The organism is Aeromonas sp. CA23 (assembly GCF_002587065.1).
Lineage (GTDB): Bacteria > Pseudomonadota > Gammaproteobacteria > Enterobacterales > Aeromonadaceae > Aeromonas > Aeromonas bestiarum.
Map to the genome: position 1 here is coordinate 3,494,717 of NZ_CP023818.1, position 17,902 is coordinate 3,512,618.

Here is a 17,902-nt window from a genome sequence, read left to right on the forward strand (position 1 = left end):
TCATGCCGTTATAGAGCACATCTATCTCGCCAGTCAGCTCATCTATGTTTCCTTCCAGGCATGCGGGTGTAAGCTGTGAAAACAATTTTTATTGTTGTCATTCAAATAACAAAAAATAAAGTAACGAAGGGAATATATGAAAATAAATCCATTGGCTTTATCCGTGGCATTATTATGCGGCGGCGTCATCTTGTCCGGCTGTAACGATAACGGCTCATCTTCCAATAATGACAATACGGTCAAACCAGAGGCGAAGGCTCCCTGGGATTTCGATCTCTATCTGGTCGGGGAATTCAGCGGCTGGGATCGTGCAGACAAATTCAAGCTGGTCTTCAAGGATGGGGTCTATCGGTTGGATAATCTGAAGATGAATTCAGGGATGTCGCCCTTCAAGGTAGGGGGCCCTGAGTGGACAAAATATCCCGATTTTTCTGCCGACAGCCGCAAAGAGACCAGTATTTTCCCCGAACAGCGTTACCCCATGTATTACCAGAATAACGGCCAGAACAACCGTCTGGTCGTGACCGAAAAAGGGCTGCTCGATATTCAGGTCAAGGTGATCAATGCCGATCTGGCGGCGCCCGTCATCGAATTTGCCATGGTGCGCGATGACCCCAATTACGGCGAGAGCCTCTACCTGAAGGGTGTAGATGGCAACCTCGAACCTCTCTTGCAGATGGTTTATCAGGGTGACAAGCGCTATGTAGTGGTCGCCAAGCTGACCCCGGGGGAGCACAAGATAAAGATGGCGTCCGCGCAGGATGGGATCGGCTTTGCTCCTGGCGGCGCCATCTCATTGAATGAGAACGTCAGGATGCAGCGCTGTGACAGCGGCTGCCAGCTGGCGTCCCTGTCGGTGTCGCAGGCGGGATATTACAAGTTTGTCCTCGATGCGAGTCAGGATGAGCAGGCTCCCTGGCTGTTGGTCAGTGCGGCGACCGACGAGGATCTTGGCATGATCAACCCCCATGAAGGGCATGAGCTTATCGAGAAGCTGGAGTACCAGACCCACAAAGCCGGGGTCAAGGAAATCGCCACCTTCTCGGTCAAGCAGGCCGGGGTCGACTATCGCGGCTATGCCCAGTCGACAACCCAGGAGCTGCGGGATCCGGGGGATAGCTTCACCACGTATCAGGAGCAGGCTGATCTGCCCCGACTGCGCTCGGGCGACATGGTGTTTGACGCCCTGTTTGCGCTGGCGACGCACGAGATGCGGCAAAACAGCGTGGCCCAGGTCAAGGATGGCAGTTACGGCGGCGGTCAGGCGATCCCCTGTGACTGCTTCGAAACCGGTGCCAAGTGGCATTATGTCTGGACGCGGGATCTCTCCTACGCCACCGATCTGGGGCTGGGGGTCCTGGATCCGCAACGGGCGCGAAACTCCTTGCAGTTCAAGCTCTCCGATTTCAGAGCCGAGCTGAAGCAGGGCCTCGACGGCCTGATCCCGCAGGGACGCCAGATCATCCAGGATACGGGGACGGGGGGCAGCTGGCCCATCAGCACAGACCGCATGGGCTGGGCGCTGGCGGCCGAGCAGGTGCTGGCGGCCTTGCCTGCCGGGGAGCGCAGTGCCTTCCTGCCCGAGGCCTTCGAGGGGTTGCGCAATACCATAGAGAGCGATCGCCTGGCGGCCTTCGATGAGGGGGATGGCCTCTATGGCGGGGAGCAATCCTTCCTCGACTGGCGTGATCAAACCTATGCCAAGTGGATCACCGCAGACATAGCCCACATCGGCATGAGCAAGTCCCTCTCCACCAACGTGCTCCATTATCAGGGGTTGAGGCTGGCGGCGCGTCTGGCCACCGAGCTGGGCCAGGATGAACTGGTGACCCGCTACAGCCAATGGGCGGCCGAGCTCAAGCAGGCCATCAATCACGGCTTCTGGCTGGCGGATGAGAAGATGTATGCCAGCCTGATCAACACCAATACGGATCCGAGCCCTGCCTACAAGTTCGACCTGCTCGGGGAGTCCCTTGCCATACTGGCGGGCATTGCCGATGAGGAGCAGGCCAGAGAGATCGTCAGCCGCTATCCCATGGGGCCTTATGGCGCCCCTGTCTATTTCCCGCAGCAGCCCGACATGCCGGTCTACCATAACCGCGCCATCTGGCCCTTCGTCTCCGCCTATGGGCTGAAAGCCGCCGCCAGGGTACAGAACGTGGCCGTGGCCGACCGCCATGTCGATTCCCTGATGCGCGGGGCCGCGCTCAACCTCTCCAATATGGAGAACCTGGAGTGGCTCTCCGGTCAGCCCTCTCTGATGGATCTGACCCATCCCGACTTGACGGGCCCGGTGATCAACTCTCAGCGCCAGCTCTGGTCCGTGGGCGGCTATCTCGGCATGGTGACCAGCACACTATTCGGTTACCACATTGAGGAGCAGGGGATCCGGGTCTCGCCCTTCGTCACCGCACACCTGCACAAGCTGATGGGGGCCAAGCCGGAAGCGGCGCTCAAGGGGCTGAACTACCGCGGCAAGCAGATCGAGATCAAGTTGCTGCTCCCCGAGGCCGGGGAGGGGGGCAGTTACTACCCGGTGCGGGGCATCACGCTCAATGGCGCCCCCGTGGGTGAGCTGATCACCGAGGATATGTTGACTGCCAGCAACCTGATCGAGGTCCAGCTGGGCGCCGGGGTGGCCGATGAACAGGGGATCCGCCTGATCGAGGACGTGGCGCCGCTGGATGTGGAGAACCGCAAGGTGTTCGCACCGACCGAGCCCACCCTGTCGGGGGTCACCGAGCAAGGGGGAAAGCTGGTCGTCGGGTTACAAGACAGCGTCAGCCAGGGGGCGCTCAGCTACAACATCTATCGGGATGGCAAGCTGGTGGCCGCCGGGCTGGATGCGGCGAGGGATTGGGTCGACAATCTGGCACCGCAACCTGGCATGGCCTATTGCTACAGCGCGGAGGCCATCTACCCCGAGTCTGGCAACCGCTCCCATCACGCCAAGCCGGTGTGCTACCAGCCTGAACGCCAGCGCATCGCGGTCGATGCCGACACGGTCTCGCATAGTGGCACCCTCACGGCGGCCGATGCGGCCATTCCTGTGCCCTATCTGAAGGATTGGGGCCGCCCGGAAGATACCCTGCTGGTGCGGGGCGTCACCCTGGATGGCAAGCGTGCCATTCGCCTGCAATACAGCAATGCCCAGCACGCCATCAACCTGGGGGTGACCAACGGGGTGAAACGGGTATCCGTGCTCAGCAATGGCAAGGTGGTCGCGAGCGGCATGGTGCAGATGCCCCACGTGATGCAGGATGGCGACCTCAAGCCGCTGCGCGACTCTACCCCCGTCATCGTCTCGGTGCCGGCGGGGCAGTACGACATCCAGGTGAGTGACTTCTATAACATGAGCTATCTGAAAGCGAACACTACCTACAACGATGCGGGCGGGCAGGGCGGAGCGGCCAACCTGATCGACCTGGCCGGCATCACAGTCTCGGCTCGTTAAGCCGCAGTCGCAGAGCAGCCCTGGGCCTGTGGCTTAGGGCTGTCTCCATGGATGCTGCCCAATGAAAATCCCCGCCAGATTGGCGGGGATTTTCATTGGTATGAGAGGAGCGGGACGCTTACAGCGCGGGCAAGTATCCCAGGCTGACACTGACCTGCACGCCCACGATCAGCACCCCCATGGCACCGGCCAGGCCCAGCGCCAGCACGCCGCCCGGGGCGCGGTAGTGGTGCGCCTCGGCCCGTTTGCGACTCTGCCACACCAGGGTTACCGGCAGCAGCACCGCCAGCACCGCCAGCGCGATGGCGGCGTAACCCAGCGCCATGATGAAGCCTTGCGGGAAGTAGAGGGCGAACAGCAGGGGCGGCACGAAGGTGATGAGGCCGGTCTGGCTGCGGCCCTGCCAGTTGTCCTTGCGACGGGTCACCTTGGCCATGAAGTCAAACAGCCCCAGCGTCACCCCGAGGAAGGAGGTGGCGAGCGCCAGATCGGCGAACAGATGCATCGCCTGATTGAAGGCGGGCCAGCTGACCAGATTGCCGACGCTGGCCAAGAGGCTGTCGAGCGCGCCGCCGGTCTGGATCAGGGTCTGTTGACCGAGCAGCCCCAGGATGGCCACCTGCCACAGCACGTAGAGGATCAGCGGCAGGGCCGAGCCCCACACGAACACCCGGCGCAGCCGCTTGGGGCAATCGCCCAGGTAGAGCATGACGCTCGGGATGGAGCCGTGGAAGCCAAACGAGGTGAAGATCACCGGCAGGCCCGCCAGCAGCAAACCCTGGCCGAGCGGCATGGAGAGCAGGTGTTGCCCCTCGGCGCGCGGCAGCAGCAGCGCCAGCACCCCCACCATGATCACCAGTTTCACGGTGAACATCAGCCGGTTGAGGTAATCCACCTGCTTGGTGCCGACGCAGACCATGCCGCCAAACAGCAGGGTAAAGGCCCAGGCCGCCTGCTCCTGGCTGAGGGTCATGCCCGCATCGGCCAGTGCCTGGGCCAGCAGGCTGCTGCCGCCGCTGATGTAGGCGGAGGCCAGCGAATAGAACAGCATCAGGATGCAGAAGGAGGCGATGCGCTTGCCCCAGGGGCCGAGCAGGTGATCCGCCAGCTGGTGCAGGTACCACTTGCCGGTGTTGAGGCTGGCCTCTACCTGCAACATGGCGGTGAAGGCCATCAGGGCCCAGAGCCCGACCATCAGCAGCAGGGTGGCGGGTCCGCCGAGGGAGGAGGAGGCCAGCGGCAGGGCCAGCATGCCGGCGCCTATGGTGGTGCCGGCAATCAACAGGGTACAACCCAGGGTCTTGGTGTTCATGGTGTCCATCCAGATCGAGAAACTGCGTATTCAAAAAAGAGTGCCAGTGGCTGTGCTGGCAAGACGCCTCCGGGGTCGGGACCGGAGGCTAGCGATATCGGAGTGGACGCATCGTTACGAAAAACCCGTGGGTTGTAAAAGATGGTTGCCACGTTAACGGATCAAAATAGTGGAAACAAGCCTGTAAAGGCGGATTTTGTACTGGAAGGTGGCAATAGGTGGAAATAAAAGATGACAGAACGGGGGCTTGGTTGGTGGAAAAACGCGCCGGCGTGGAGAGCGCCGGCGCGTGAAGGGAGATGTCAGCGGCGACGCTTGAGGGTCCGGCTCACGTAGTGCAGCCCGCACAGATATTCGCCGTTGATCGCCTTGAGGGCGAGCTCCAGTGCCTGGCTGGCCAGGGCATCGTGCTGCTGGGGCAGGGAGTTGATACCAAAGGGGAGGAAGTCGAGCAGGCGATCGTCCCCGAAGGTGGCCATGGCGAGCCGGCTCATGTCGGTCTCCTGCTCCAGCAGGTAGTCCAGCACCCCTTCCATCAATATGTAGGAGGTGGCGACCAGTGCCTCGGGCAGCTGGCCGAGTCGCTGGTGCAACTCCTTGATCAGGCGATAGCCTTCGGCGCGGGAGAAGTGGGCCCCCTCGCACAGGTGGCGCGTGGCGCTGTGGCTGGCGACGGCCTGCTCGAAGCCCGCTTTTCGCTCCTGGCTGATCGTGAGCGCCGGCAGCGCCGTGATCAAGGCGATATGCTTTAGCGCCGGGGTGAGCAGGGAGGCGGTGAGATCAAAGCTCGCCTTCTGGTTTTCACTGGCGACGGTCACGAACTTGTCGGCGGCCATGGCCCGGTCGATGGCCAGCACATGGATGCCGCGAGCCTGCTGGCGCGGATAGAAGGGATCGTCCGGTGGCAGGCAGCTGGCCACCAGCAGGGCATCCACATGACGGCTGGCCAGCATCTCAGCCAGCTCCTTCTCGGTGGCCGGTTCATCTTCCGAGCAGACGATCAGCAGCTGATAGCCCTGGGCCCGGGCGCCTTGTTCGAGGCGCTTGGCGAGCTTGGCGTAACTGGCGTTCTCAAGGTCGGGCAGGATGAAGCCGAGGGTCCTGGTCTGGCCGCCGCGCAGGGAGGCGGCGCGGCTGTCCGGCTGGTAGTTGTGGGCCGTGACCACGGCCATCACCTTGTCACGGGTTGCCTGACTGATGCGGTACTGATCGGCCTTGCCATTGATCACATAGCTGGCCGTGGTGCGCGAGACACCGGCGAGGGCGGCGATTTCATCCAGTTTCATCATATTGGCTCTGTTTGAGTTGCAAGGCCCACGGTCACTGCCAGGTGAGGGCACCGAAAAGTGTGCGCGGGATCATATCATTGAAAAGCACTCTTTGTGGGTACTTGATCAATTGGCTGAAACGATTCAGTCTGAGTGTAAGTGAAACGATTCAGCTTGTCAGCAGACAATCGATGACCGGGGATGAAAACCCCGGCGGCTCCCGAAGGGATGCAATCCGGTCTATTGTCAGCAGGCGAATGATCCACATTTTTTAATGGTGTTGATCCGGCGAGCCGTACGGCCAGCCCGGAACCTGATGGAGAATCTCTATGTTGAAGTTGGCGCAGCAGCAGATCTTGCTGGGGCAATCGGTGGCGACCAAGGCGGATGCCATCGCCCTGCTGGCAGACAAACTGACCGAAGCCGGTCTGGTGGAAGCAGGTTATGTGGACGGCATGCTGGCGCGGGAAGCGCAGCACGCCACCTACCTCGGCAGCGGCATCGCCATTCCCCACGGCACCACGGACACCCGTCATCTGGTGAAAAGCACCGGCGTCATGGTGGCCCAATTCCCTCAGGGCATCGAGTGGGACCAGGGGCAGATTGCCTATGTGGCCATCGGCATCGCCGCCAAATCCGACGAGCATCTGGGCATCTTGCGCCAGCTCACCCACGTGCTGGGCGACGAGCAGGCGGCCGAGGCCCTTAAAAATGCCACCGATGCCGACACCATCATCAATATCCTGACCGGGGCAACGGCTCCGAAAGAGGTGCAGTTCCTGACCCTGGCCGACTTCCCGGCCGATGATCGCGACCAGCTGCTGCTGGGCGCCGCCGCCCGCGCCAAATCCGCCGGTTGGGGGGAGGCCGCCATGGTCACTTCCCTGCTGGCAAGCGAGCCCGCCTATCTGGGCGATGGCGTCTGGCTGGCCCGTACACCCGCGGCCCAGACCGGCTGGGTCGTGGCGACCCCGAGCGCGCAGTTGCAGGCAGGGGAGCTGCCGGTCAGCGCCTTGCTGCTGCTGTGCGCCGCCGATGCGAGTCATCTGCCGCAGCTGGAGAATCTGGCCAAACTGGCCGCCGCAGGCCAGCTTGCCACCCTGACTGGCAGCGAAGGGCTGGCCATGCTGCAGGCGGGGCCGGCGAGCGGTCTTTCCGAGACCTTCACCATCATCAACCCCCATGGCCTGCATGCCCGTCCGGGCGCCATGCTGGTCAAGGTGGCCAAGGAGTTCGAGTCCGACATCCGGGTGGCGAATCTGGATGGCAGCGGTGAAGCCGTCTCCGCCAAGAGCCTGATGAAGGTGATTGGCCTGGGCGTCAAGTGCGGCCACCGGCTGGCGTTTCGCGCCGAAGGGGCGGATGCCGAAGCGGCCCTCAAGGGCATAGGCGCGGCCATCGCTGCCGGGCTGGGCGAGGGGGCGCACTGATGGACATAGTGACCATCACCCTCAACCCAGCGCTGGATCTCACCGCCCGCCTCGAGGCCATGACTCTGGGCGAGGTGAATCTGGTGAGCGACGCCAATTTGCGCGCCGCGGGCAAGGGGATCAACGTCGCCATGGTGCTCAAAGACTTGGGCCGTGACGTGGGACTGACCGGCTGGCTCGGCGCGGACAACCAGCAGAGCTTCGTCGCCCTGTTTGCCGAGCGGGCCCTGGCCGATCACTTCGTGCGCGTGGCGGGCAGCACCCGCATCAACGTCAAGATCTCCGAGCAATCGGGCCGGGTCACGGATCTCAATCTGCCTGGGCTCACCATCCATGAGGGTGAAGTGGCGGCCCTTGAGGCGGCCATCGACGAGCTGGCGCCGCAGGCCGACTGGTTTGTGCTGGCCGGCAGTCTGCCCAAGGGGGTTGCCCCCGATTACTGTGCCCGCCTCATTCGCCTGCTCAAGGCCAAGGGCAAGCAGGTGATCTTCGATTGCAGCGGCCTGGCCCTGAGCGAAGGCATCAAGGCCGCGCCGACCCTGATCAAACCCAATCTGGAAGAGCTTGAGCAATGGGCCGGTCGCCCCATCAAGACTCTGAGCGAGCAGGCCGAATGTGCCCGCGCGTTGCAGGCCCAGGGGATAGCCCATGTGGTGATCTCCAACGGCGCCGACGGCCTGGTCTGGTTTGGTCCGGATGCCGTCTGGCAGGCCATACCGCCGCGCATGCAGGTCGTCAGCACAGTCGGTGCCGGCGACTCCCTGGTGGCGGGGCTGGCCCATGGCCTTAGCCTCGGCTGGGCGCCGGAGCAGACCCTGCGTCTGGCCACCGCCGTCTCGGCGCTGGCGGTCAGTCAGATCGCGGTCGGTTTTAGTGATATCGATGTGCTGACACCCTTACTCGAGCAGGTGCGTGTGCAACGTCTGGATGACCTTGCCCCGACCCGACTCAATACCCCCTCAATGGAAAACTCAGGAGATGCCCAATGAAAGCAATTCTGGTTACGGCTTGCCCGGCGGGCATTGCCACCAGCTTTCTCGCTGCAAAACGGATAGAACAGCAGGCCAAACTGGCGGGCTGGGAGCTCACCCTCGATGTCGGCTCCAGCGTGCAACCTCGTCAGGTGCCGAGCAAGGAGCAGATTGCCGCCGCCGACCTGGTGCTGGTGGTAGCAAGCGCCCAGGTGGATCTCGCCGCCTATGACGGCAAGCGGGTCTATCAGGGGAGCATGGATCTGGCGTTGCAGGATCCGGCCGCGGTGCTTGACGCCGCCACCAGCGGTGCCAGCGTCTATCGTCATCAGGCGGTGCCGGTCGTCGCCGCCAAACCGGCGGGTGCCAAGCGCATCGTTGCCGTCACCGCCTGTCCGACCGGGGTGGCACACACCTTCATGTCGGCGGAAGCGCTCGAAACCATGGCCAAGCAGATGGGCCACCAGATCCGCGTCGAGACCCAAGGCTCGGTCGGTGCCCAGAATGCCCTGACCGCGGATGAGATTGCCGCCGCCGATCTGGTGTTCCTCGCCACCGACATCGAAGTGGACATGGCCCGCTTCGATGGCAAGCCCGTCTATCGCACCAGCACGGGCGCTGCGCTCAAGAAGACCCGTGCCGAGCTGGATAAGGCATGGACCGAAGCAACACTCTATCGCCACAGCGGTGCCAGCCAGCCCAAGAAAGAGGAGAAGGCCGGCCCTTACAAGCACCTGCTGACCGGTGTCTCCTTCATGCTGCCCATGGTGGTGGCCGGTGGCCTCATCATCGCCATCTCCTTCATCTTCGGGATCGAGGCGTTCAAGGTTGAGGGAACCCTGGCTGCCGCCCTGATGAAGATCGGCGGTGGCTCGGCCTTCGCCCTGATGATCCCGGTACTGGCCGGTTACATTGCCTACTCCATCGCCGACCGTCCGGGTCTGGCGCCCGGCATGATAGGCGGTATGCTGGCAAGTTCTCTCGGCGCCGGCTTCCTCGGCGGTATCGTCGCCGGTTTCCTGGCCGGTTACTGTGCCAAGTACCTGAGTGACAAGGTGCGCCTGCCGGTGACCCTGGAAGCGCTCAAGCCCATCCTCATCATTCCGCTGGTTGCCAGCCTGTTTACCGGTCTGGTGATGATCTACGTGGTGGGCGGTCCGGTTGCGGGCATCATGAGTGCCATGACCACCTTCCTCAACAACATGGGCTCTGCCAACGCCGTGCTGCTGGGTGTCATTATCGGTGCCATGATGTGCTTCGACATGGGTGGCCCGGTCAACAAGGCCGCTTACGCCTTCGGGGTAGGCCTGCTGGCCTCCAAGACCTATGCTCCCATGGCTGCCGTGATGGCCGCCGGCATGGTGCCGGCACTGGGAATGGGGATCGCCACCTTCCTGGCCCGCGCCAAGTTCATCAAGGCGGAGCAGGAAGCGGGCAAGGCCTCCTTCGTACTGGGTCTGTGCTTCATCTCCGAGGGGGCCATTCCGTTTGCCGCCAAGGATCCGATGCGCGTCATCCCGGCCTGCATGGCGGGGGGCGCCCTGACCGGTGCGCTCTCCATGCTGTTCGGCTGCGAGCTGGTTGCCCCTCACGGTGGTCTGTTCGTGCTCTTCATCCCGAACGCCATCAGCCATGTGTTCATGTACATACTGGCCATAGCGGCAGGCTCCCTGGTGACCGGAGTTGGCTACGCCATGCTCAAGCGCGGCGAAGCGCAGGCCAAGCTGGCGACGGCGTGACAAGCTCACAACCATGAGTGACAAGGCGGCCTGCGGGCCGCTTTTTTTATGGCTGATGAGAAAGGGATAAAAGAGGGAGGTGAGAGGGGGATTCAAAAATCCCAGCCGGCCTGCGCTTGCTCACTGGCCTGGATGGCTTCTTGCGCCTTGCGACGGGCGGCGTCGACCCGGGCCTTGCGGTTGCGGCACAGGCGCATCACCTCCTGCTGCTCGGCGGGGGTCATGGTGAGCCAGTTGAAGCGCTCCTCCCGATTGCGCAGGCAGCCCTTGCAGTAGCCCTTGTTGTTCACTTCGCATACCCCTATGCAGGGGCTCTGCAGCGGGAAGATCTCGAGCTGTTCCATCCATGGCCTCTCACACCTTGTTACCTTGTTATAACCCAGAAGATCCCCTTTGGAGAAATCCACTGCCAAGGGGCTGATGGCGTTTGCTTTCCCCCTGCAAATTTGGCATCTTCCCCGCCAAGCATGAGGCTTGGTGTTATATGAGGACATATGAATAAACACGCGTACTGGCTGACTGCCGCAGTGCTGGGGCTGGCCGGTTGTGCGGGCAACTCTGATCAAGCACAGGTGCCCAAGAAGAAACCCGAGGCCAGATGTTTTCTCAACTGCGAGGTGCCGGAAAATCTGGGCAAGCAGTATCTGGACGGCCCCCTGCCGGATGATCTGGTGCGGGTAGAACGCGTCAACAGCCGCCAGCGCGCCGACTACAGCAAGTTCGGTCCCCAGAGCCGGCTGGTGCTGGAGCGCTCCGGCAAGATGACCCGCCGCTATGGCGAGCTCTATCGCCAGCTCTCCCGCTGGGTCGCCAATGGCGGCAACCCGGCCCAGATCACCCGGTACGGCATCAGCCTGGCCCAGCTGGGCGGTGCCGATCGCATGGGCAACGTGCTGTTTACCGGTTATTACTCGCCGGTACTGGAGGTGCGCCATCGCCCGGATGCCAAGTACAAGTACCCCATCTATGCCATGCCCAAGTGCGGTGGCCGTTGCCCGAGCCGGGCCGAGATCCACCAGGGGGCGCTGGCCAACCGGGGGCTGGAGCTGGGTTACAGCAAATCCCTCATCGACAACTTCCTGATGGACGTACAGGGCTCGGGCTTTGTCCACTACGGGGATGACGATCGGCTGCAATACCTGGGTTACAGCGGCAAGAACGGTCACGGCTACGTGAGTATCGGCCGTGTGCTGATCGATCGCGGCGAAGTGCCCAAGGAGCAGATGTCCATGAAGGCCATCAAGGATTGGGCCAACAGCAAACCGGAGGAGAGCGTCAAGGAGCTGGTGGAGCAGAATCCCTCCTATGTCTTCTTCGAGCGTCGCCCCACCAATGACGTGATCGGCGCCGCCGGCATTCCGTTGCTGCCGCTGGCGGCCGTGGCGGCAGACAAGACACTGCTGCCGATGGGCACCCCCATCCTGGCGGAAGTGCCCCTGCTCGACAAGGCGGGCAACTGGACCGGCAAACACCAGCTGCGGCTCTTGATAGCGCTGGATGTGGGGGGCGCCGTGAAGAAGGGACACCTGGATCTCTACCATGGCATGGGTGAGAAGGCTGGCGTGGCCGCCGGTCACTACAAGCACTTTGGTCGGGTCTGGAAGCTGGGCCTGCACCAGGGACCGACCGCAGCGCCCTGGCTTTGAAGTCAATCAAGGGGCTCTGACGGGTCAGGGCCCCAAGCCAGAGACGAGCGATAAAAAGACGAGCGATAAAAAAGCCGCCGGAGCAATCCGGCGGCTTTTTGTTTGGCGAAGTGTGTGGTGCTTGCTGCGTCAGCCTTTCTTGATGTCCAGCCGGATGGCACCGACCGGTTTGCAGCAGCAGGGCAGGCATTCGCCTGGGGAGACGAATGCCAGCGGCACATTGGGGTAGTGCACAGAGCCTGCCAGCAAGGGCGTGCGGCAGGCGCCGCAATAACCGCTGCGGCACTGGAACTCCAGATGATGGCCGTGGCGCTCCAGGGTCTCCAACAGGCTCTCGCCGGGATGGGCGAGCAGGGCGCCGTCGCGGGTATGCACCAGCGGCGCCTGTGGGGCCTCCTGCCGTGTTGCAGGCTGCGGGGCAGGGGCCAGCGTCTTGGTCCCATCACTCACGGTGTAATACCGCCGCACGGGCACATCGCCTCATCACAGCTCGAAATCACCGAGATCATCGGCATGCACTTCACTGTCGATCTGGCCGACCAGGTAGGAGCTGACTTCCACTTCCTGGGGGGCGACCTGCACGTTGTCGGACGACAGCCAGGTGTTGATCCAGGGGATCGGGTTTTGCTTGGCGCCGGCAAAGGCTGGCTGCAGACCGACCGCATTCATGCGCAGGTTGGTGATGTACTCCACGTACTGGCAGAGGATGTCCTTGTTCAGGCCTATCATGGAGCCGTCCTGGAACAGGTACTCGGCCCACTCCTTCTCCTGAATGGCGGCTTCCTTGAAGATCTCGAAGCAGGCCTGCTCGCACTCGGCGGCAATCTCGGCCATCTCGGGGTCGTCCTGGCCGGTGCGCATCAGGTTCAGCATATGCTGGGTGCCGGTCAGGTGCAGCGCTTCGTCGCGGGCGATCATCTTGATGATCTTGGCGTTGCCTTCCATCAGCTCGCGCTCGGCGAAGGCAAAGGAGCAGGCGAAGCTGACGTAGAAGCGGATCGCCTCCAGCGCGTTGACGCTCATCAGGCACAGGTAGAGCTTCTTCTTCAGCTCGCGCAGTGTGATGGTGCGCATCTGTCCGGCGACGCTGTGGGTCCCTTCACCGTGCAGGTTGTAGAGCGCGGTCGCTTCAATCAGGTCATCGTAGAAGCAGCTGATGGAGCCGGCGCGCTTCAAGATCTGCTCGTTGGTCACGATATCGTCGAACACCTGGGCCGGGGTGTTGACGATATTGCGAATGATGTGGGTGTAGGAGCGAGAGTGGATGGTCTCCGAGAAGGCCCAGGTCTCGATCCAGGTTTCCAGCTCCGGAATGGAGACCAGCGGCAGCAGCGCCACGTTCGGGCTGCGGCCCTGGATGGAATCCAGCAGGGTCTGGTACTTCAGGTTGGAGATGAAGATGTGCTGCTCGTGGGGCGGCAGCGCCTGATAGTCGATGCGGTCGTGGGAGACATCCACCTCTTCCGGGCGCCAGAAGAAGGAGAGCTGTTTCTCGATCAGCCGTTCAAAGACTTCGTGTTTTTGTTGATCATAACGGGCCACATTGACCGATTGGCCAAAAAACATCGGCTCTTTGAGCTGGTCGTTTTGGGTTTGGCAGAAAGTTGAATAGGCCATGGTTACCAGAATGTATTGAATGGATAAAACAGGAGAGCGGGAGCTTGTCGCTCCCGCCCGGTTAATCAGATCTTGCAGGCGCCACCGGCACAACCGTCATCCAGCATATCGGCTTGTGCGTCATCCGCACCATCACGGGTGTTGTGATAGTAGAGGGTCTTGAGGCCGTATTTGTAAGCGGTCAGCAGATCCTTGAGCAGCTGCTTCATCGGTACCTTGTTGCCTTCGAAACGGGCGGGGTCGTAGTTGGTGTTGGCGGAGATCGCCTGATCCACAAACTTCTGCATGATACCGACCAGCTGCAGATAGCCATCGACGCTCGGTTGCTTCCAGAGCAGTTCGTATTGATCTTTCAGGCGATGATACTCGGGCACCACCTGTTTGAGAATGCCGTCCTTGGAGGCCTTGACCGACACCAGGCCGCGCGGCGGCTCTATGCCGTTGGTGGCGTTGGAGATCTGGCTGGAGGTCTCGCTCGGCATCAGGGCGGTCAGGGTGGAGTTGCGCAGACCCACAGTCTTTATCTCTTCACGCAAGGTTTCCCAGTCCAGGTGCAGCGGCTCGTTGCACAGGTTGTCGAGATCCTTTTTATAGGTATCGATGGGCAGAATGCCCTGGGCATAGGTGGTCTCGTTGAAGGCCGGGCAGGGGCCGAACTCGCGGGCCAGCTGCACGGAGGCCTTCAGCAGGTAGAACTGGATCGCCTCGAAGGTGCGGTGGGTCAGCGCCAGACCGGAACCGTCGGAGTAACGGGCGCCGTTCTTGGCCAGGTAGTAGGCGTAGTTGATGACGCCTATCCCCAGGGTGCGACGGTTCATGCTGCCTTTCTGGGCGGCCTTGAGCGGGTAGTCCTGATAGTCGAGCAGGGCATCCAGAGCGCGCACGGCGAGATCCGCCATCTCTTCCAGATCTTCCAGCTTCTCGATGGCACCCAGGTTGAAGGCAGACAGGGTGCACAGGGCAATCTCGCCCTCTTCGTCATCCACGTTGTTGAGCGGCTTGGTGGGCAGCGCGATTTCGAGGCAGAGGTTGGACTGGCGTACCGGCGCCACGCTCGGATCGAACGGGCTGTGGGTGTTGCAGTGATCCACGTTCTGGATGTAGATGCGACCGGTGCCGGCGCGCTCCTGCATCATCAGGGAGAAGAGATCGACTGCCTTGAGGGTCTTCTTGCGAATGGCCGGATCCTGCTCGTACTTGACGTAGAGCTGCTCGAACTTGTCCTGATCCGCGAAGAAGGCGTCGTACAGGCCGGGGGCATCGGACGGGGAGAACAGGGTGATGTCGCCGCCCTTGATCAGGCGCTGGTACATCAGCTTGTTGATCTGCACGCCGTAGTCCATGTGACGGACCCGGTTCTCTTCCACGCCGCGGTTGTTTTTCAGGACCAGCAGGCTCTCCACTTCTGTGTGCCACAGCGGGTAGAACAGGGTGGCCGCACCGCCGCGCACGCCGCCCTGGGAGCAGCACTTGACCGCGGTCTGGAAGTACTTGTAGAAGGGGATGCAGCCGGTGTGGAAGGCTTCACCGCCACGAATGGGGCTGCCCAGACCACGGATGCGCCCGGCGTTGATGCCGATGCCGGCGCGCTGGGAGACGTAGCGCACGATGGCGCTGGCGGTGGCATTGATGGAGTCCAGGCTGTCATCGCACTCGATCAGCACGCAGGAGCTGAACTGGCGAGTCGGGGTGCGCACGCCGCTCATGATAGGCGTCGGCAGGGAGATCTTGAAGGTCGAGACCGCATCGTAGAAACGCTTGATGTAGTCCAGACGGGTATCTTTCGGATACTTGGAGAAGAGGCAGGCCGCCACCAGGATATAGAGGAACTGCGGGCTCTCGTAGATCTCGCCGGTGACGCGGTTCTGCACCAGGTACTTGCCTTCCAGCTGCTTGACGGCGGCGTAGGAGAAGTCCATGTCACGCCAGTGATCCAGGTGCTCGTTGAGTTCCTCGAATTCGGCCTGGGTGTAGTCGGTCAGCAGGTGCTTGTCGTACTTGCCCATGTCTACCAGACGGGCGACGTGCTGATAGAGGTGGGGCGGCTCGAACTGGCCGTAGGCCTTCTTGCGCAGGTGGAAGATGGCCAGACGGGCGGCCATGTACTGGTAATCCGGGCTTTGCTCGGAGATCAGGTCAGCAGCGGCCTTGATGACGGTTTCGTGGATATCGGCGGTACGGATGCCGTCATAGAACTGGATGTGGGACTTGAGTTCCACCTGGGAGACAGACACGTTGTCGAGTCCCTCGGCGGCCCAATCCAGCACGCGGTGAATTTTATCCAGATCGATGGGTTCTTTGTGGCCGTTACGCTTCGTCACAAACAAGTTCATTGGCTGATGACCTTTAGTTGATTCCCGAAAAACCATCGCACGGCCTTGACCTCCTGGCCGTGATCGGCTGCGGGAGGTGGGGGCGTATTGTGCGATGAATCACAAGATATAGTGTTATTTTAAGTTCGAGCTACAAGATAGTGAGGTCTACCCGGCTTTGCAATCTGTGGATAAGGCATTAGCTGTGGATAAATTGTGGGTGTCGCGACCCAGGTTAGTGGATGCTCACAGTGAGTGGGTTTTCATGCGTCCGATCCGGTAAATGCAAGTCTGATGATCGAACATGGAAAATTTAAATAACTTTTTTTGCTTGCGAAAACGGGGTGTTTTTACTAGCAAATTCAGTCTGGTTATCCCTTGTGCAGCAAGGGTCAAAAGGTGTCCTGTCCCAGTGTGTTAGCGGTTGCCAAATGGCAAAAACGGGAGATCACTCCTGATCTCCCATCGCATCCTGGCGTACCCACGAACATCCATATGTTGGTGTTCATATGGGCACCGTTTGGCAATAAAGCTGCCTTTATGATCCATCAATGCCTGTGACCCGGCGGATCATGGGTCAGGCTACCTCGTAACGCAGCCAGTGGTGCAGGGCCTGCACGGTATCGAAGTGCAGATCCGCGCCCCAGTCGGCGGGATCCTCGTCATCGCTCAGATAACCCCAACCCGCGACGGCAGTGCGCATGCCCGCATTGCGGCCGGCCTCTATGTCACGCACGTGATCCCCCACGTAGAGGCAATGGGCGGCGTCGACGCCCAGTTGCTCGCAGGCAAAGTACATGGGGGCTGGGTCTGGCTTGCGCACCGGCAGGGTATCGGCACTCACAGTCACGCCGCAGTTGGCAAGCTCGGGCAGGGCCGCCAGCAGCGGCTCGGTCAGAAAGCCCGGCTTGTTGGTGACTATGCCCCAGGGCAGGGCCCGTTCGTCCAGCCACTCGATGAGATCCAGCATGCCCTCATAGGGGCGGGTGCCGACGCACAGGTGAGCGGCGTAGTAGTCGAGCAGGGCGGTGCGCAGGCGCGTGGCGCCCAGCTCCTCGAGCAGCTCGTCGCCAAGCCCGGCCCTGAGCAGCCCGAGCGCGCCGTGGGAGGTGGTCTGGCGGATGATGGCCTCGGAGAGCGGGGCAAAGCCTTCGCTCACCAGCACATGGTTGACGGCGGCACCCAGATCGGGAGCCGTGTCGAGCAATGTGCCGTCGAGATCGAACAGCACGCAGCGCAGCGGCACAGGGTGAGAGTCGCTCATCAGCCTTGCTCCGGGCGGATGAACTCCACCATGTAGTTGACGTCGACGTTCTTGCCGAGCTTGAACTGGCCGGTCAGCGGCGAATAGTGCACGCCGCTCATGTCCCGCACCAGCAGGCCCGCCGCTTCACCCATGCGACACAGTTCGGCTGGGGTGATGAACTTCTTGTGATCATGGGTACCCTTGGGGACCATCTTCATCAGGTATTCGGCCCCCAGGATCATCATCAGGTAGGCTTTCGGGTTGCGGTTGATGGTGGAGACGAACGCTCGTCCGCCCGGGCGCACCAGGGTGGCGATGGCGCGCAGCACAGAAGCCGGATCCGGCACATGCTCCAGCATCTCCATGCAGGTGACCACGTCATACTGGCCAGGGGCCTGGCCGGCGTGCTCCTCCGCCGTCATCTGCTGGTACTGGAGCTCCACCCCCTGCTCGAGGGCGTGCAGGCGGGCGACGCCGAGGGGCTCCTTGCCCATGTCGATGCCGGTGACGCGGGCACCGCGCCGGGCCATGCTCTCGGAGAGAATGCCGCCCCCGCAGCCGATGTCGAGGATGTGCTTGCCAAACAGGCCGCCGCTCTTGTCGGTGATCCAGTCAAGGCGCACCGGATTGATTTGATGCAGTGGCTTGAATTCGCCCTCCATGTCCCACCAGCGGGAGGCGATGGCTTCAAATTTGGCGATTTCTGTCAGATCGACATTGGCATCACTATTCATGTTTTGATGATCCTGTGGCAGGGCGCGCAGGTAGCAAGACTTGGGCGCAATCTATTGTCCTGGCGGGCATTATAACGGACACACTTTGTCACACCAGCCCGACTTGTTACCCGGATTTGTGGCTTAAGGTATTTGGCTCAGTGTGTTACCATGGCGCGCTGTTTAAGCCAAAG

13 protein-coding genes are annotated in these 17,902 nt (G+C 61.7%); 5 read left to right on the forward strand and 8 right to left on the reverse strand.

The window, feature by feature from the left end; all coding sequences use genetic code 11:
• Positions 1–352: 352 nt before the first annotated feature.
• Complete coding sequence (locus tag CK910_RS16330) at positions 353–3,454, forward strand: MGH1-like glycoside hydrolase domain-containing protein (protein ID WP_098985126.1); 3,102 nt, start codon at positions 353–355, stop codon at positions 3,452–3,454.
• A gap of 118 nt (positions 3,455–3,572) precedes the next feature.
• On the opposite strand, the gene CK910_RS16335 is transcribed toward CK910_RS16330, so the two are convergent.
• Entirely contained in the window at positions 3,573–4,766 is a 1,194-nt protein-coding gene (locus CK910_RS16335) for an aromatic amino acid transport family protein (protein WP_098984003.1), read from the reverse strand.
• A gap of 302 nt (positions 4,767–5,068) precedes the next feature.
• Positions 5,069–6,055 (reverse strand): catabolite repressor/activator, encoded by a 987-nt coding sequence (gene cra / locus CK910_RS16340; protein WP_172955341.1) that lies wholly within the window; start codon positions 6,053–6,055, stop codon positions 5,069–5,071.
• Between the two features lie 308 nt (positions 6,056–6,363).
• Here cra and fruB point away from each other — a divergent pair, with 308 nt between their 5' ends.
• Genes fruB through fruA form a run of 3 tightly spaced genes read left to right on the forward strand, consistent with a single transcriptional unit; the run spans position 6,364 to position 10,174 of the window.
• On the forward strand, positions 6,364–7,464 hold the full coding sequence (gene fruB, locus CK910_RS16345) for a fused PTS fructose transporter subunit IIA/HPr protein (RefSeq protein ID WP_098984004.1): 1,101 nt from the start codon (positions 6,364–6,366) through the stop codon (positions 7,462–7,464).
• The gene (gene pfkB, locus CK910_RS16350; RefSeq protein WP_098984005.1) at positions 7,464–8,453 is read left to right on the forward strand and encodes a 1-phosphofructokinase; all 990 of its coding nucleotides are present in this window, start codon (positions 7,464–7,466) and stop codon (positions 8,451–8,453) included. The genes fruB and pfkB overlap by 1 nt, the downstream gene beginning before the upstream one ends.
• Positions 8,450–10,174 carry a PTS fructose transporter subunit IIBC gene (gene fruA / locus CK910_RS16355; RefSeq protein ID WP_098984006.1) on the forward strand — a complete coding sequence of 575 codons (1,725 nt, stop codon included), beginning with the start codon at positions 8,450–8,452 and terminating at the stop codon, positions 10,172–10,174. Before pfkB ends, fruA begins: the two co-directional genes overlap by 4 nt.
• 92 nt (positions 10,175–10,266) lie before the next feature.
• Here fruA and CK910_RS16360 read toward each other — a convergent pair whose 3' ends face one another.
• Positions 10,267–10,518, reverse strand: a complete 252-nt coding sequence (locus tag CK910_RS16360) for a DUF1289 domain-containing protein (protein WP_098984007.1) — start codon at positions 10,516–10,518, stop codon at positions 10,267–10,269.
• Between the two features lie 150 nt (positions 10,519–10,668).
• On the opposite strand from CK910_RS16360, the gene mltA reads away from it, so the two are divergent.
• Positions 10,669–11,820, forward strand: coding sequence for a murein transglycosylase A (gene mltA / locus CK910_RS16365; protein WP_098984008.1), 1,152 nt, complete (start codon positions 10,669–10,671; stop codon positions 11,818–11,820).
• Between the two features lie 129 nt (positions 11,821–11,949).
• Here the strand turns inward: mltA and yfaE are convergent, their stop codons facing one another.
• The 5 genes from yfaE to ubiG all read right to left on the reverse strand — a co-directional run bounded on the left by yfaE (position 11,950) and on the right by ubiG (position 17,729).
• Positions 11,950–12,270, reverse strand: a complete 321-nt coding sequence (gene yfaE / locus CK910_RS16370) for a class I ribonucleotide reductase maintenance protein YfaE (RefSeq protein ID WP_172955342.1) — start codon at positions 12,268–12,270, stop codon at positions 11,950–11,952.
• Between the two features lie 33 nt (positions 12,271–12,303).
• Entirely contained in the window at positions 12,304–13,437 is a 1,134-nt protein-coding gene (nrdB, locus tag CK910_RS16375; protein ID WP_043135401.1) for a class Ia ribonucleoside-diphosphate reductase subunit beta, read from the reverse strand.
• A 65-nt stretch (positions 13,438–13,502) separates the two neighbouring features.
• Entirely contained in the window at positions 13,503–15,770 is a 2,268-nt protein-coding gene (gene nrdA / locus CK910_RS16380; protein ID WP_172955343.1) for a class 1a ribonucleoside-diphosphate reductase subunit alpha, read from the reverse strand.
• A gap of 556 nt (positions 15,771–16,326) precedes the next feature.
• Positions 16,327–17,013, reverse strand: coding sequence for an HAD family hydrolase (locus tag CK910_RS16385; protein ID WP_098984010.1), 687 nt, complete (start codon positions 17,011–17,013; stop codon positions 16,327–16,329).
• Positions 17,013–17,729, reverse strand: a complete 717-nt coding sequence (gene ubiG, locus CK910_RS16390) for a bifunctional 2-polyprenyl-6-hydroxyphenol methylase/3-demethylubiquinol 3-O-methyltransferase UbiG (protein ID WP_098984011.1) — start codon at positions 17,727–17,729, stop codon at positions 17,013–17,015. The genes CK910_RS16385 and ubiG overlap by 1 nt, the downstream gene beginning before the upstream one ends.
• Between the last annotated feature and the right edge of the window lie 173 nt (positions 17,730–17,902).

Coding starts and splice junctions, on each gene's coding strand:
- CK910_RS16335 (WP_098984003.1), bottom strand. CDS start 4,766: ATGAACACCAAGACCCTGGGTTGTACCCTGTTGATTGCCGGCACCACC.
- cra (WP_172955341.1), bottom strand. CDS start 6,055: ATGATGAAACTGGATGAAATCGCCGCCCTCGCCGGTGTCTCGCGCACC.
- fruB (WP_098984004.1), top strand. CDS start 6,364: ATGTTGAAGTTGGCGCAGCAGCAGATCTTGCTGGGGCAATCGGTGGCG.
- pfkB (WP_098984005.1), top strand. CDS start 7,464: ATGGACATAGTGACCATCACCCTCAACCCAGCGCTGGATCTCACCGCC.
- fruA (WP_098984006.1), top strand. CDS start 8,450: ATGAAAGCAATTCTGGTTACGGCTTGCCCGGCGGGCATTGCCACCAGC.
- CK910_RS16360 (WP_098984007.1), bottom strand. CDS start 10,518: ATGGAACAGCTCGAGATCTTCCCGCTGCAGAGCCCCTGCATAGGGGTA.
- mltA (WP_098984008.1), top strand. CDS start 10,669: ATGAATAAACACGCGTACTGGCTGACTGCCGCAGTGCTGGGGCTGGCC.
- nrdB (WP_043135401.1), bottom strand. CDS start 13,437: ATGGCCTATTCAACTTTCTGCCAAACCCAAAACGACCAGCTCAAAGAG.
- nrdA (WP_172955343.1), bottom strand. CDS start 15,770: ATGAACTTGTTTGTGACGAAGCGTAACGGCCACAAAGAACCCATCGAT.
- CK910_RS16385 (WP_098984010.1), bottom strand. CDS start 17,013: ATGAGCGACTCTCACCCTGTGCCGCTGCGCTGCGTGCTGTTCGATCTC.
- ubiG (WP_098984011.1), bottom strand. CDS start 17,729: ATGAATAGTGATGCCAATGTCGATCTGACAGAAATCGCCAAATTTGAA.